The sequence below is a fragment of the Georgenia sp. H159 genome (assembly GCF_035607575.1).
In the GTDB taxonomy this organism is placed as follows: Bacteria; Actinomycetota; Actinomycetes; order Actinomycetales; family Actinomycetaceae; genus Oceanitalea.
The window spans coordinates 1-13,563 of record NZ_JAYDZY010000009.1; the positions used below are offsets into that span (position 1 = coordinate 1).

11 protein-coding genes are annotated in these 13,563 nt (G+C 74.2%); 5 read left to right on the forward strand and 6 right to left on the reverse strand.

The genetic code is table 11. The annotated features are described in order from the left end of the window. Positions 1–73: 73 nt before the first annotated feature. Positions 74–1,210, reverse strand: a complete 1,137-nt coding sequence (locus VR894_RS13610; RefSeq protein WP_324652390.1) for a PDZ domain-containing protein — start codon at positions 1,208–1,210, stop codon at positions 74–76. Between the two features lie 136 nt (positions 1,211–1,346). Here VR894_RS13610 and VR894_RS13615 point away from each other — a divergent pair, with 136 nt between their 5' ends. Next, on the forward strand, positions 1,347–2,786 hold the full coding sequence (locus VR894_RS13615; RefSeq protein WP_324652392.1) for a zinc-dependent metalloprotease: 1,440 nt from the start codon (positions 1,347–1,349) through the stop codon (positions 2,784–2,786). 11 nt (positions 2,787–2,797) lie between these two features. Here the strand turns inward: VR894_RS13615 and VR894_RS13620 are convergent, their stop codons facing one another. Continuing rightward, on the reverse strand, positions 2,798–3,328 hold the full coding sequence (locus VR894_RS13620) for a M48 family metallopeptidase (protein WP_324652393.1): 531 nt from the start codon (positions 3,326–3,328) through the stop codon (positions 2,798–2,800). 218 nt (positions 3,329–3,546) lie between these two features. Between VR894_RS13620 and VR894_RS13625 the strand changes: the two genes are divergently transcribed. Further along, complete coding sequence (locus VR894_RS13625) at positions 3,547–4,575, forward strand: thiamine biosynthesis protein ThiF (protein ID WP_324652395.1); 1,029 nt, start codon at positions 3,547–3,549, stop codon at positions 4,573–4,575. A gap of 5 nt (positions 4,576–4,580) precedes the next feature. Here the strand turns inward: VR894_RS13625 and VR894_RS13630 are convergent, their stop codons facing one another. Then, the gene (locus tag VR894_RS13630; protein WP_324652396.1) at positions 4,581–4,919 is read right to left on the reverse strand and encodes a WhiB family transcriptional regulator; all 339 of its coding nucleotides are present in this window, start codon (positions 4,917–4,919) and stop codon (positions 4,581–4,583) included. A 437-nt stretch (positions 4,920–5,356) separates the two neighbouring features. After that, positions 5,357–7,402 carry an ATP-dependent DNA helicase UvrD2 gene (locus tag VR894_RS13635; RefSeq protein WP_324652398.1) on the reverse strand — a complete coding sequence of 682 codons (2,046 nt, stop codon included), beginning with the start codon at positions 7,400–7,402 and terminating at the stop codon, positions 5,357–5,359. Between the two features lie 179 nt (positions 7,403–7,581). Between VR894_RS13635 and VR894_RS13640 the strand changes: the two genes are divergently transcribed. Continuing rightward, positions 7,582–7,803, forward strand: coding sequence for a mycoredoxin (locus tag VR894_RS13640; protein WP_324652660.1), 222 nt, complete (start codon positions 7,582–7,584; stop codon positions 7,801–7,803). Between the two features lie 11 nt (positions 7,804–7,814). Here VR894_RS13640 and nudC read toward each other — a convergent pair whose 3' ends face one another. After that, the gene (gene nudC / locus VR894_RS13645) at positions 7,815–8,783 is read right to left on the reverse strand and encodes an NAD(+) diphosphatase (protein ID WP_324652400.1); all 969 of its coding nucleotides are present in this window, start codon (positions 8,781–8,783) and stop codon (positions 7,815–7,817) included. 83 nt (positions 8,784–8,866) lie between these two features. Here nudC and VR894_RS13650 point away from each other — a divergent pair, with 83 nt between their 5' ends. Together VR894_RS13650 and VR894_RS13655 are read left to right on the forward strand one after the other, a co-directional pair. Next, on the forward strand, positions 8,867–10,111 hold the full coding sequence (locus VR894_RS13650) for a phosphotransferase (RefSeq protein WP_324652402.1): 1,245 nt from the start codon (positions 8,867–8,869) through the stop codon (positions 10,109–10,111). A 55-nt stretch (positions 10,112–10,166) separates the two neighbouring features. Beyond that, positions 10,167–11,012, forward strand: a complete 846-nt coding sequence (locus tag VR894_RS13655; protein ID WP_324652403.1) for a phosphatase PAP2 family protein — start codon at positions 10,167–10,169, stop codon at positions 11,010–11,012. A gap of 30 nt (positions 11,013–11,042) precedes the next feature. Here the strand turns inward: VR894_RS13655 and VR894_RS13660 are convergent, their stop codons facing one another. Continuing rightward, positions 11,043–13,457 carry a glycoside hydrolase family 31 protein gene (locus VR894_RS13660; protein ID WP_324652405.1) on the reverse strand — a complete coding sequence of 805 codons (2,415 nt, stop codon included), beginning with the start codon at positions 13,455–13,457 and terminating at the stop codon, positions 11,043–11,045. Between the last annotated feature and the right edge of the window lie 106 nt (positions 13,458–13,563).

Genomic DNA, 13,563 nt, shown 5'->3' on the forward strand with positions numbered 1-13,563 from the left:
GGTAACCCACGAATCTCGTGAGCGAGGCCCCGGCCCGCAACCGCCTCACGACGAGCCGGTCACGCCATACCGTCTAGGGCGCCGGGCAGCGCGGCAGGTCCGCGGTACGCCCGCCGGTCAGTGCCTCGAGGGCCGCGGTCGCGTCCTCCACGGTGTCGACGGCGACGACCTCCAGGCCGTCCGGGACCGCCCCGGTGACCTCGTCGCAGTTCTCGACCGGCGCGAGGAACCAGGCGGCGCCGTCGCGGACGGCCCCGGCCATCTTCTGCTGGATGCCGCCGATCGGGCCGACGTCCCCCGCGAGGTCCACCGTCCCCGTCCCGGCGACCACCTCGCCACCCGTGAGCGAGCCCGGGGTGAGGATGTCGATGATCCCGAGGGTCAGCATGAGCCCGCCGCTCGGTCCACCGATGTTCTCGATGGCGAACTCGACGTCCAGCGGCATGTCGACATCCGGCGAGATCATCACCCCGAGGAGGCTGCCGCCGTCGCCGTCGTCGTCCGTCACGACCTCGACCTCGACCTCCTCCCCGCCCCGCACGACCCCGAGGGTCACCGTCGACCCGGGGTCGGTGGCCGCCAGCACCTCGGTGAGCACGGCGAAGGAGGTGAGCTCGGTGCGGCCGCCCGCGTCGGTCGAGATCCACCCGAGCAGGTCGGCGGTCTCGAGCCTTCCGTGGGCCGCTCCGTGCGGAGCGGTCCCCGCCACCCGGAGCTCCATCGGGACGTCGTAGCCGAGCTGGGTGAGCGCGGCGACCGTGGCGTTCGTCTGGGACGAGCTCATCTGCAGGGTGGACTCCTCCTCGACCTCCTCGGGCGTCTGCGCCGGGTCGAAGGCCGTCTCCCGCGGGAGAACCGTCGTCGTCTCGGAGAGCCACCCGCCGATCACCTGCGCCGCCGTCGCGGGGTACCCCGGTCCTCCGCGGGTGGAGACGGTGGTGAGCCGGAGCTCCCCCTCGGTCGGGTAGGTCTCGGCACCCTCGACCGTGATGAGCGGCGTGTCCTCCTCGACCTCACCGATGGTGTCGACCGTCGGCCCGGGGCTCTGGACCGCGTAGGGAGGGGTGACGAAGAGCATGACCAGGGCGAGCACGAAGGTGAGCGCGCACGCGACCGCGGCGGTCACCGTCCGGGGGGTGAGCAGCGGCCGGTCGTCGTCGGAGCCCAGCCAGTGGGGCTCGGCGGGTGGCTGGTCGGGGCGAGGGCGCACCGCCTCATCATCACCCGACCGGCCCGCTGTGCCGAACCGCCGGCGTCACGCCCTGGGCGAAACCGTGCGGCCGTCGACCGGGCGCGGGCGGGTGCAGGGTTACCGTGGTGCTCCCCGAGGACTTGGAGCTGCGGAGATGAGCGAGGACCCGAGTCGCCCCGGCGACGAGAACTGGGAGGCCCTGCTGCGGTCCATGCTGGGCCCGGAGGCCGCCGAGGAGGCGATGTCCGCGATGCGTGCGGCCGGTCTCGACCCGGAGGCCATGGCCAACGCGGCGGGCCTGCCGCAGGACCGGAACCAGCTCGCCATGATGCTCAACCAGATGCAGCAGGTCCTGGCGGCCGGGGGCGAGGACCCGGTCAACTGGGCGCTGGCCGGTGACATCTCCTCCCAGGTGGTCCGCCAGGCCGGCGACCCCACGGTGACGGCCGCGCAGGCGGCCGAGGTGACGCAGGCGCTCCACGTCGCCGACCTCTGGCTCGACGCCGCGACCGAGCTCGGCCCGGGCGGTGGCCGCACGCGTGCGTGGTCCCGGTCCGACTGGGCCGAGCAGACCCTGCCGACGTGGAAGCGGCTCGCGGAGCCGATCGCGACCTCGGTGGCGCGCGCGCTGGAGAACGTTCTCGAGGAGCAGACCCGGGAGCTCGGTGAGCACCCCATGGCCGCCGGCCTCGGTCTCGGCAGCGGTGCCGGGATGATCCGCCAGCTGGGCGGGGCGGTCTTCGGGATGCAGGTGGGCCAGGCGGTCGGGACGCTCGCCGGGGAGGCGTTCGGCACCTCGGACACCGGGCTGCCGCTCATCGAGGGCCCGCACACCAGCCTGGTGCCGGCGAACGTCGCCGCCTTCGCCGAGGGACTGGACACCCCCGCCGAGGAGGTCCGGCTCTTCCTCGCCGTCCGCGAGGTCGCCCACGCGCGCCTCTTCGCGAACGTCCCGTGGCTGCGCTCCCACCTACTCGGTGCCGTCGAGGCCTACGCCCGCGAGATCTCCATCGACACCGGCGCCATCGAGGAGGCCGTGCGGTCGCTGGACCCCAGCGACCCCGAGGCGCTGCGCGAGGCCTTCTCCGGTGGCGTGTTCGTGCTCGAGCAGAGTGACACGCAGCGCGCCGCGCTCGTGCGTCTGGAGACCGCGCTGGCGCTGGTCGAGGGCTGGGTGGAGGTCGTCGCCGGACAGGCCGTCGCACCCCACCTCCCACACGCCGTGCCCCTGCGAGAGATGATCCGCCGGCGGCGCGCCGCCGGGGGTCCGGCCGAGCAGACGTTCTCCTCGCTCGTCGGGCTCGAGCTGCGGCCACGTCGGGTGCGGGAGGCCGCCACCCTGTGGACGCACCTCGCCGAGGAGCGCGGCGACGCGGCCCGCGACGCCCTGTGGTCCCACCCCGACCTCATGCCGAGCGCCGAGGAGCTCGACGACCCGCGGGGCTTCGTGGCGGGCCGTGACGCCGCGGCGACGGCCGAGGGTGACGTCGACGCCGCGCTGGCGAGCATCTTCGCGGAGGCCGAGCAGTCCGACGACAGCGACGACGACACCCGGCCGGACGGCGACGCCCCGGACGAGGACGAGTCCCGGTAGCCCTCAGCCGGTCAGGGCGCGTCCTCGGGCTCGGGGGCCGCCTGGCCGATTTCCCGGCGGGCGAAGGAGACGCCGTCGAGGAACCCGCGCGCCCTGGTCGTGTGCGGGTAGCGCTCGACCCACGCCCAGAACCGGGGTCCGTGCCCTCCCTCGAGCAGGTGCGCGAGCTCGTGGACGAGGACGTAGTCCAGCACCCAGCCGGGCATGCCCTTGACCTGGTCGGAGACCCGGATCGTGCCGGTCGCCGGTGTGCACGAGCCCCAGCGTGTGCTCTGGTTCGCCACCCACGCCACCGTCTGCGGCCGTGCCCGGCCGTCGAGGAAGCGCTCCGAGAGCACCCGTGCACGGGCGGTGAGCTGGGTGTCGGACGGGCGGCGCCGGCGACCGCTGCGCTCGAGGCGGTCGACCATCCGGTCCACCCACTCGCGCTCCTCCTCGGGGGTGAAGCGGTCGGGGATCGCGACGACGGTCCGCCCGTTCTCGTGGAAGGCCTGGACCGTCTTGGTGCGTCGGCGGCTGCGCCTGACCTCGATCTCCGACATGCCCCCAATGTATGACGCCGCGGCGCCGTGCCCGCTCTGTCCACAGCGAGTCTCCCCGTATCCCACACGGCCGGCACACAGCTGCCCCACGTGAGCCGCCACCTCCGCGGCCGGCGCGGGTCACAGGTGCTGGGCAGGACGGGCTGTCCACAGGTGCGGGCACCCCGCCTACCGAGGGAGGCACCGTGCTGGCATCCTCGGCGCTGGAGGGCAGAGCGATGCGAGTACGGCCAGGCACGCACATCCTGTGGCGCCGCGAGGGAAGCAGCCAGGTCCACGCCGACCCGCGTCTCACCGTCGTGCTGGACGGGTTGACGCTCGAGGAGCAACGCCTCCTCGACGGGCTCGAGCGTGACCTGAGCGAGCAGGGGCTGCTCGCCCGGGGCCGCGAGCTCGGCATCCGTCCCCCGCGCGTGCGGGAGCTGCTCGGGATGCTGGACGCGTCCGGCGCGCTGGAGCATGAGCGCGACCCGACGGTCGACCACCACGGGCTGGCCGCCGAGCTCGACCACTGGTCCCGCGTCGCCCGGCACGACGCTCACGAGCTCCTCGCCCGGCGCCGCGGCGCCGTGGTCGCGGTGCTCGGCCTGGGGCGGCTCGGGCTGCTCGTCGCCTCCGGTGCGGCAGCGGCGGGCGTCGGCACGCTCCTCGTCGAGGACAGGGGCCGTGTACGCAGGGACGACGTCGGCCTCGGCGGCTACACGCTGCGGGACGTGGGTGGGCAGCGCGGGGAGCGGGCGAGGGGCGTCCTCCGGCTCACCCACCCGCACCTGCGGACCTCGGCACCGCCGCGGACCCGCCCGGACCTCGTCGTCCTCGTCGAGCAGGACGTCAGTGACCCCGTCCGGCTCCGTCCGCTCGTGCGGGAGGACGTCGCCCACCTGCTCGTGGTCGCCCGCGAGGTGGACGTGGTCGTCGGCCCGCTCGTCACCCCCGGGCGGGGCCCGTGCGGGCGGTGCGTCGAGCTCCACCGGACCGACGGCGACAGCCGCTGGCCGGCCCTCGCCACCCAGCTGCTGGGCTCACCTGCGCGCGGTGTGGAGGCCTGCACCGCCCTGCTCGCGGCCGGGACCGCCGTCGGGCAGGTGCTGGCGTACCTCGACGGGCGCCCCGTCGCGGCCGCCGGCACCAGCCTGAGCGTCGACGCCCGGCGGCCGGTCCCCCGGACACAGCAGTGGCCGGTGCACCCGCAGTGCGGGTGCACCGGCCTCCCTGCAGCGTCACGGGCGGTGGCCGCCCGTGCCTAGCTCGCTCAGGCGGCGGGCTGGTGCTTGCGAGGCCGCCCGCGCCCACGCTTGGTCGCGACGACCTCACCGCCGATGAACACCTCGCCGCCCCACACGCCCCACGGCTCGGCACGGTCGATCGCGCCGGCGAGGCAGGCCTCGCGGACGGGGCAGGTGCGGCACAGCGTCTTGGCGAACTCGACGTCGGCCTGGCGTTCCGCGAACCAGAGGTCGGGGTCCTCGGCCCCCTGGCACGGGGCGACCGCGGTCGGCTCGACCAGGGCGTACGCGTCCAGCTCCTCGGGGAGCGGCCACGTCTGCGAGGACCCCTGGGTCAGTCGATCGAGAAGGGTGGTGAGTTGCACAAGTGTCTCCGTGAGTGCGAAGCCGGGTCGGGATGCGACTTGCGGCATTCCCCGGGAGGGGTGGACCGCTGTCGAAGGCGGCGCGGTCCGGCGGAGAACGGGTGCGGTTCTACTGCGTCCGGAGCGAGCTGCCCAGGGGATAAGCGACGGGCGCTGGGCGGAGGCGGACCTTGGGCCCGGTGAACCCGGGCAGGTCGGCTCGCGCGGCCATGGGTCGGCCGGCGACATCCAGTCGGATGTTGATCACTGCGGTTCACCTCCCCTTCGCACAGGGGACCCTCGCGTGCTGGCTAGGCACGGGTCCCGCTTCGGTCACGGACGAGGAAGACGGTACGCCCGCCGCGAGATCGGGGGCAAGGCATTTTGGGACAAATCTTTCGGTTCGCATCCCGAACCGGGAAAACACCTGCAACGGCGTGGGCGGATGCCCGGAGGTCTCAGGCGCCCGGAGGCTCGACGAGGACCTCCTCGCCGCGGACGATCGCCAGCACGGCGGGCCCGTAGGCCTCGAGCTTGGCCGCACCGACACCGCGGAGGAAACCGAGCTGCCGCAGGTCCTTGGGGCGCGCGGAGGCGACGGCCGCGAGCGTGGTGTCGTGCAGCACCGTGTAGGGCGGCTTGCCGGTTGCCGTCGCCACCTGTGCGCGCCATGCGCGCAGCCGCTCGAACAGCGCCGCGCCCTCGGGGTCGCTCTCGGCGAGCTCGGCGGCACGGTCCTGCCGTTGCCTGCGCGGGGTGGACCGCCGGTGGCCCGCGTCGTCCTCCGGCCACAGTCCGTCGAGGAAGCGCGACGGCTTGCGGCTGGCCCGGCCGCCGACGGTGCGGGCGCGCGCGTAGGACAGCATGAGGTGCTCCCGGGCACGCGTGATCCCGACGTAGAGGAGTCGCCGCTCCTCCGCGACGGCCTCCTCCGTCTCCGCGAACGAGATCGGGAGCAGACCCTCGCTCACCCCGACGAGGAAGACGGCGTCCCACTCCAGGCCCTTGGCGGCGTGGAGCGAGGCCAGGGTCACGCCGGAGATCGTGGGGGCGTGCTGGGCGCTCGCCCGCTCCTCGAGCTCTGCCACGAGTCCGGCGAGGTCCGCCCCGCGGGTGGCGGCGAGGTCGTCCGCGAGCGCGACGAGAGCCTGAAGGGACTCCCACCGCTCGCGGACGGCACCGCGCGCGGCGGGTGGCTCGGGGGTCCACCCGGCGCCGGCGAGCACGTCCCGCACGGCCTCGGGCACCGGGTGCCCCGCCATCGTGCGGGCGGCTCCACGGAGCAGCACGACCGCCTCGCGCACCTCACGACGCGAGAAGAACCGCTCCCCGCCCCGCACGAGGTAGCCGATGTCCGCCTGGGCGAGCGCCTGCTCGAGCGCCTCGGCCTGTCCGTTGGTGCGGTAGAGCACCGCGATCTCACCGCGGGCGACGCCGGCCTTCTCCAGCGCCGCGATACGGGCGGCCACGCCGGCGGCCTCCGCGACGTCGTCGTCGAACGCCTCGAAGCGCACCGCCGGCCCGGACGGCCGCTGGGCGACGAGGTGGACGGCGGCGCTGGACCGGTGACGACCGGCTCGCTCGAGCACGCGGTTGGCCAGGGACACGACCTGCGGGGTGGAGCGGTAGTCACGCGCGAGTCGCACGACGCCCGCCGTGGGGAAGCGGCGCGGGAAGTCGGTGAGGAACCGGGGCGTCGCGCCGGTGAAGGAGTAGATCGTCTGGGAGACGTCGCCGACGACGCACAGCTCCGTGCGCTCCCCCAGCCACAGGTCCAGCAGCCGCTGCTGCAGCGGGGAGACGTCCTGGTACTCGTCGACGAGGAAGTGCCGGTACTGCCGCCGGACCTCGGCGGCGACGTCCTCCCGCTCCTCCAGGATCCCGACCATGAGGAGCAGGACGTCCTCGAAGTCGATGACCCCGCGCTCGGTCTTGACGTCCTCGTAGAGCTCGACGAGCCGGGCGATCGTGGCACGGTCCTGGCCGGCGGCCTCCTCACGGCCGGCGGCGGCCGCCCGCACGGCGTAGTCCTCCGCGGTGACGAGGGAGACCTTGGCCCACTCGATCTCGGCGGCGAGGTCGCGGATGGTCACGCGGTCCACCGTGAGACCGAGCCGGGAGGACGCCTCCGCGACGAGCGGCGCCTTGTGCTCCTGGATCCTGGGCAGGCCCCCGCCGATCGCCGCCGGCCAGAAGTAGGACAGCTGGCGCAGCGCGGCCGCGTGGAACGTCCGGGCCTGGACACCACCGACGCCCAGGTCACGCAGCCGGGAGCGCATCTCCCCCGCCGCCCGGGCGGTGAAGGTCACCGCGAGCACCGCCGTCGGGTTGTAGGCGCCCGAGCGCACCCCGTGGGCGATCCGGTAGGTGACGGCGCGGGTCTTGCCGGTGCCGGCGCCGGCAAGGACGCACAGCGGGCCGGTGAGGTGCTGGGCGACGGCTCGCTGGTCGTCGTCGAGGGCTGCGAGGAGCTCCTCGCTGCTGGGGACGGTGGTGCTGCTCATCGTCGCCAGTGTCTCAGTCGCCGCCGACACCGCACCGTCATGTCCCCAGCGTCCCGCGCCGCAGCCGACAGGTGGCGAAATACTCACCACTCCTGCCGCGTTACCGTCGGTACAGGAACCGCCCGACCTCCGAAGGAGACGTCTTGACCACGACGACGCCCGCGCCCGGCACGATCACGATGTACACGACCACCTGGTGCGGCTACTGCCGGCGGCTGAAGAAGCAGCTCGACGGGCAGGGCATCGGCTACACCGAGGTCAACATCGAGGAGCACCCCGAGGCAGCGACCTTCGTCGAGGAGGTCAACGGCGGCAACCAGACCGTCCCGACCGTCCTGTTCCCGGACGGCTCGGCCGCCACCAACCCCTCGCTCGCCGACGTGCGGACCCGGCTCGGCTGAGCACCTGCGGCTCAGCCGCCGGGCACCGGCAGCGGGCCGCCGTACCAGTCCTCGATGAGCGCACGCGCGATCGAGGACCGCATCGGCAGGTGCACGGTGCCGCCGGCGACGGCGGCACCGAGCTCCGCCCGGCTGAAGAACCGGGCGTCGGTGAGCTCCACCCCGTCGACGACGACGTCGGTACCGGTGTCGGCGGCGACCTCCGCCCGGAACGCCGTCATGAGCGAGCACGGGAAGGGCCACGGCTGGCTTCCCTCGTAGCGCACCTCCCCGACGACGACCCCGGTCTCCTCGGCCACCTCGCGTCGGACCGCCGCCTCGAGGGACTCGCCGGGCTCGACGTAGCCGGCGAGCGTGGAGAAGCGGCGCTCGGGCCAGTGGGCCGCGTGGCCGAGCAGCAACCGGTCCTCCCCGTCGACCACGGCCATGATGACGGCCGCGTCGGTGCGGGGGTAGTGCAGCGAGTGGTCGACGACGCAGCGGCGCACCCAGCCGGCCTCGACGACCTCGGTCGCCTCGCCGCACCGCGGGCAGCGCGGGTTGCGCTCGTGCCACGCGGCGAGCGCGACCGCGGTCGTCGCGAGGCCCGCGTCCCGGTCGCTCAGGCGGTCCCCCACCTCCCGCACGTGCTGGAAGTCGACCCCGGCCGCCAGGCGCACGAGTGGCGCGTCGGTGTCGACGGGAGCGCCGTCGAGGTCCCGCTCGGCACCGAGGTGGTCCGGCAGGACGAGCGCGACGAAGCGCTCCGCCCCCTCCCGGCCGAGGTAGTGCACCTGCCCGGCCGTCCACGCTGCGGCCGGCACGTCACTCGTCGGAAGCAGCACGAGGCTCTCCTCGCCCGCGCCGACGAGGCCGCGGTGGACGACCACCACCCGCGTCGCCGCGTCCGCCCGCAGGTCGCCGAGGAGGCCTGGTCGGGCTCGGGCGACGCCGTCGGCGTCGATCGTCGTGCGGGCGAGGGGCAGCTTGGTGAGGACCACCCGGGCACCGTATCCGAGCCCGAAGTTGAGGCGCGCCGCGACCGGGAGGGTGCCCGGCGGACGTCGGCGACTACGGTGGGTCCGTGACGCGCAGATCTCCCCTCGCCCTGGCGGCACTCGCCACTGCCGCGGTGCCGGGGCTCGACGTCGTCGCGACCCGCTCCCCGCAGAGCACGACGGCGGACTTCCAGGTGACCGGCGTCCTTGACTCGGGTGGTCGGCAGTGGGTCGTGCGCAGCCCGCTGCACGCCTCCGCGGGCGCCTCGCTCGAGGCGGAGGTCGAGCTGCTGGCCAACCTCGCGCCGCACGTCCGTAGCGGTGCACTGCCCTTCGCCGTCCCCGAGCCGGCGGGTTTCGCCCCCCTGCCCGAGGGTGGCCGGGCGATGGTCTACCGGCAGCTGCGTGGGCGCCCGCTCGACCTCGAGCGGCTGGGTCCCGGCCCCGGGCTCGCGGCCGACCTCGGCAGGTGCCTCGCCGCGCTCCACGAGCTGCCCACCGGCGTCGTCGAGGACGCGGGCCTGCCCAGCTACGACGCCGACGAGTACCGTCGCCGGTGCCTCGCCGAGGTCGACGCCGCGGCCCGCACCGGTCACGTGCCGACCGTCGTCCTCCAGCGGTGGGAGCAGGCGCTGGAGGACGTCGCGCTGTGGCGCTTCCGCACCACCCCTGTCCATGGCGACCTCGCCGAGGAGCACGTCCTCGTGCTCGACGGGGAGGTCAGCGCGGTCATCAGCTTCTCCGAGGCCCACGTCGGCGACCCCGCCGTCGACCTCGCCTGGCTCCTCGCCAGCGCGCCGGAGGACTGCCTCGACGCGATCGAGGAAGCCTACGCGCTCGCCCGGCCGGAGAACGCCGACGGCCACCTCCTCGACCGCGCCCAGCTCGTCGGGGAGCTCGCCCTGGCCCGGTGGCTCATGCACGGGGTCAACACCTCCAACGACGACGTCGTCGCGGACGCGGTCCACATGCTCACCGATCTCGCCGACCAGGTCCGCGACGCGGAGCCGATCGGCCACCGCGAACCCGTCGTGGTCCCCGGACGGGGCGAGGACTGGGAGGACGGCCACGACGCCGGACCAGGCGACGAGCCCGACGACCCGAGCGCCACCGTGGAGCTGCCGGCCCTGTCGGCCGACGAGCCGGCCACCGACGAGGAGCCCCTCGACCAGGAGCGCGTCGACCCGGAGCTCGTCGACCAGGAGCCGGCCGACGAGCCGGCCGAGCCCGCCACCGACCACGGCGAGCCGGCCGCCGACGAGAAGGCCGCCGGCGAGCCCGGCACCGACCACGACGAGCCCACCCGCGGCCGTCCGCGTACGTCGTCGTAGCGAGGAGGCAGACAGGCGCACTCCACGCCGCACCGCCGCACGTATCGTGGACCGCGTGAGCGACCGCACCAGCCTCACCTCCCGCCGAACCGCCGCGCTGTCGGTCGTGCTCGCCGTCGTGGGAGTCGTGGTCTCGTGGGGCGTCTTCGTCACCACGACGGCCGGTCAGCGTGCCGAGGAGACGGCGCTCACCGGGTCGGCGATCGGGCGGTGGCGGATCGCGGAGGAGACACGCAGCGTCCTGGACGTCGTGTCCGTGTCGTTCCTCGCGCTCGTCATCCTCGTCGGTGTGAGCGTCGCACTCCTCCGCAGGCAGTGGCTCACCGCCCTGGCCGTCCCGCTCGTCGTCGGTGGGGCGAACGTCACGACCCAGCTGTTGAAGTACGAGGTCTTCTCCCGTCCGGACCTCGGGGTCTCGGCCGCACACGTCAACTCGCTCCCCAGCGGGCACACCACCGTCGCGGCGAGCGCGGCAGCCGTCGCCGTCCTCGTCAGCCCGCCCCGCTGGCGCTGGGTCGTCGCCCTCGTCGGGTGGGCCTACGCCGGGGGCACGGGGCTCGCGACGATGGTCAACGGCTGGCACCGCGCCTCGGACGTCGTCGCCGCGGTGTTCGTCGTCCTCGCATGGGGGGCGCTGGCCGAGCTCGTCCTCGGCGCGCGGGAGGCACCGCCGGACGGGCGGGCGAACCGGGTGACCTCCCGCCTGCTCCTCGCCGCGGCGGCCGGTACGGGCGGCCTCGCTGTCCTCGCCCTGGCCCTCACGTCACTCGGCACGGCGCCCGCGGACGCCCGTGCCACGCTGCTCGTCGCGTACGGAGGCTCCGGCCTGGGGGTCGTCGCCGTCACCTGCCTGACCGCGGGTCTGCTGCTCCACCTGCACACCGCGGCGCGGGCTGCCTGAGCCGGTGCGCGGGGGCGGCGGCCCGGACCGTCACTCCGGCGCGGTGACCAGCTCGACGAGCGCCCCGTACAGGTGTCCCGGCAGGTCGAGCGAGTGGAGTGCCGCGAGGAGCGCACTGCCCTCCAGCCGCTCGACCAGCTCCTGGACGGTCGACTTCGTGTCGTAGGCGATCTCGGCCTGGTCGAGCAGCGCGAAGCTCTCCTGCGGCAGGTCCGGCGTCGTCTCACGCACACCCTCGAGGTGGAGGACGACCCCCTCGCCGAGGTCGGTCCGCCCGAGCGGCACCGCGATCAGGCCCCGGTCGTCCCGGCGCACGTCGTGCGGTCGCTGACCCGGGTCCAGGCGCGCCGCGCGGACCGACTCGACCCCGACGAGCACGACGGTCAGCTCCCGGTGCCGGAGGGCGCCGGTGCCGGTGGGCGGGTGCACGGTGAGCGTGGCGTCGAGGTCGGACGTGGCCCCCTCGCCCCACACCACCTCGATGCGGGTCTCGTGCCGGTCGGTGGGCGCCGCCTCCCCGTCGTCCTCGATGAGCGTGCAGGTGCCGTCGGCGCCGGGGAAGACCAGGAGGTCGAGCGCCTCCGGGTTGCGGCCCGGGTCCGCCATGACGTCGGAGGCAAGTGGGAGCACCGTGCCCGCGCGGGCGAGCACGGGGATGTCGTCGAGGGGCCGGTACAGCGCGCGCCTCCCGCCGCCGGAGTAGCGGCGCCCGGTGAGGACGTCGTACCACCGGCCCTCCGGGAGCCACGCGTCCACCCGGGCCAGGTGGGTCGCGGGTTCGGTCGCCTCGGTGACCGGGGCGACGAGCAGGTCCGGTCCGAAGGCGAACTGGTTGGGCACCTCGTAGGCCTCGTGCCGCTGCGGGTGGTCGTGGTACATCGGCCGGACCGGGGGCGTCCCGTCGGTGTGCGCGGCCCACATCGCCGAGTACAGGTAGGGCACCAGCCGGTGGCGCAGGCGCAGGTAGCGCGTCATCACCTGCTCCGCGCGCTGCCCGAACCGCCACGGCTCCTTGGAGTTGAACGCGTGGCGCGTGCTGTGGAGCCGGTTGACCGGGGAGAAGGCGCCGAGCTGGTACCACCGCGTCGCGAGCTCGTCGTCCTTGGCGCCGCCGAGGTGGCCGCCGATGTCGTGGCTCCACCAGAAGTAGCCGACGTTGGCAGCGGTCGCGGTGAAGTAGGGCTGGAACCGCAGCGAGTCCCAGCTCACCACGGTGTCGCCGGAGAAGCCCACCGGGTAGCGGTGGCTGCCCAGCCCCGCGTAGCGGGAGAAGGTGAGCGGCCGCCGCCCGTCGCGCCCGGAGTCGCCGTAGTGGACGTGGTTGAGCAGCCACAGCGGGTCGAGCCCGGGGATGCGGGAGGCGGTGCCGGACTGCCAGTCCAGCCACCAGAAGTCCACACCGATGGCCTCGTGGGGGTGGTGCAGCCGCCGCAGGTAGGACTCGACGAAGGCGCGGGAGGTGATGTCGAAGACGATCTCGTGGCCGGTCGAGGGGTCCAGGCCGAGGTCCCGGGCGACGTCGGCGTAGGCGGCCTCGTGGGACCGCACGCCGTCGCCCGGGTGGACGTTGAGGGTCACCCGCAGGTTGCGGTCGTGGAGCCGCTCGAGGAACGCGGCAGGGTCGGGGAACAGGTCCGTGTCCCAGGTGTACCCGGTCCAGCCCGAGCCGAGGCTCGGGTCGATGTCCACGAGGTGCCAGTCCATGTCGAGGACGGCCACCGAGAAGGGGATGCCCGCCTCGGAGAAGCGGTCCATGAGCTCGACGTACTCGGTGTCGGAGTAGGCGTAGTACCGGCTCCACCAGTTGCCCAGGGTCCAGCGGGGCAGCAGCGGGCTGGGGCCGGTCAGCGTGAAGAAGTCACGCAGCGCTGCCGCGTAGTCGCGGCCGTGGCCGAAGAAGTACAGGTCCTCGGCCGTGGCGCGCCGGGGCCGCACCCAGCCGTCCTCCGTGAGGAGCAGGGAGGCGGAGTCGTCGACGGTGGCGTACCCGTTGTAGGAGAGGAGGCCCGGCTCGAGCTCGATCGGGCCGTCGACGTCGTCCAGGGTGCGCGCCGTGCCGCCGAGGTTGTTCAGCCGCCACCCCGGCTCGGGCTGCGGGTCCCCGTGGTGCCACCGGGTGCGGTGGGAGTCCTGCACCTTCCCGCGCATGGTCACCGACAGGCGTGAGGCGCTGAACGGCCCCTTGGTGTAGCTCAGGTGCAGGTGCTCGGTGCGGATGTCCAGGGCCTCGTCGGTCTCCTCGACGGTGAACTCGGGCACCGGGAAGCTGCGGTTGACGACGAGCTGGGTCGCGGCGTCCTCGAAGACGCCGTCCGGCGAGTACTCCATCCTCAGGAGGCGGGTGGTGAGCACCGTGAACCGGTACGTCTCGCCCTGGACCACGGCAGCGGGGTGCGCGGCCGCCGGGCGCAGGGAGTCGGGCCGGTCGGCGCTGCTGGTAGCCATGGCGCCATTGTGGGCGGCGCGCGACGCCGGCGCACGGTGTCCGTCGACTCCTGAGCCGTCTGCGGTGGCGCGCACCCGGACCTCGGTGTTCCATGGGGCCCAACCT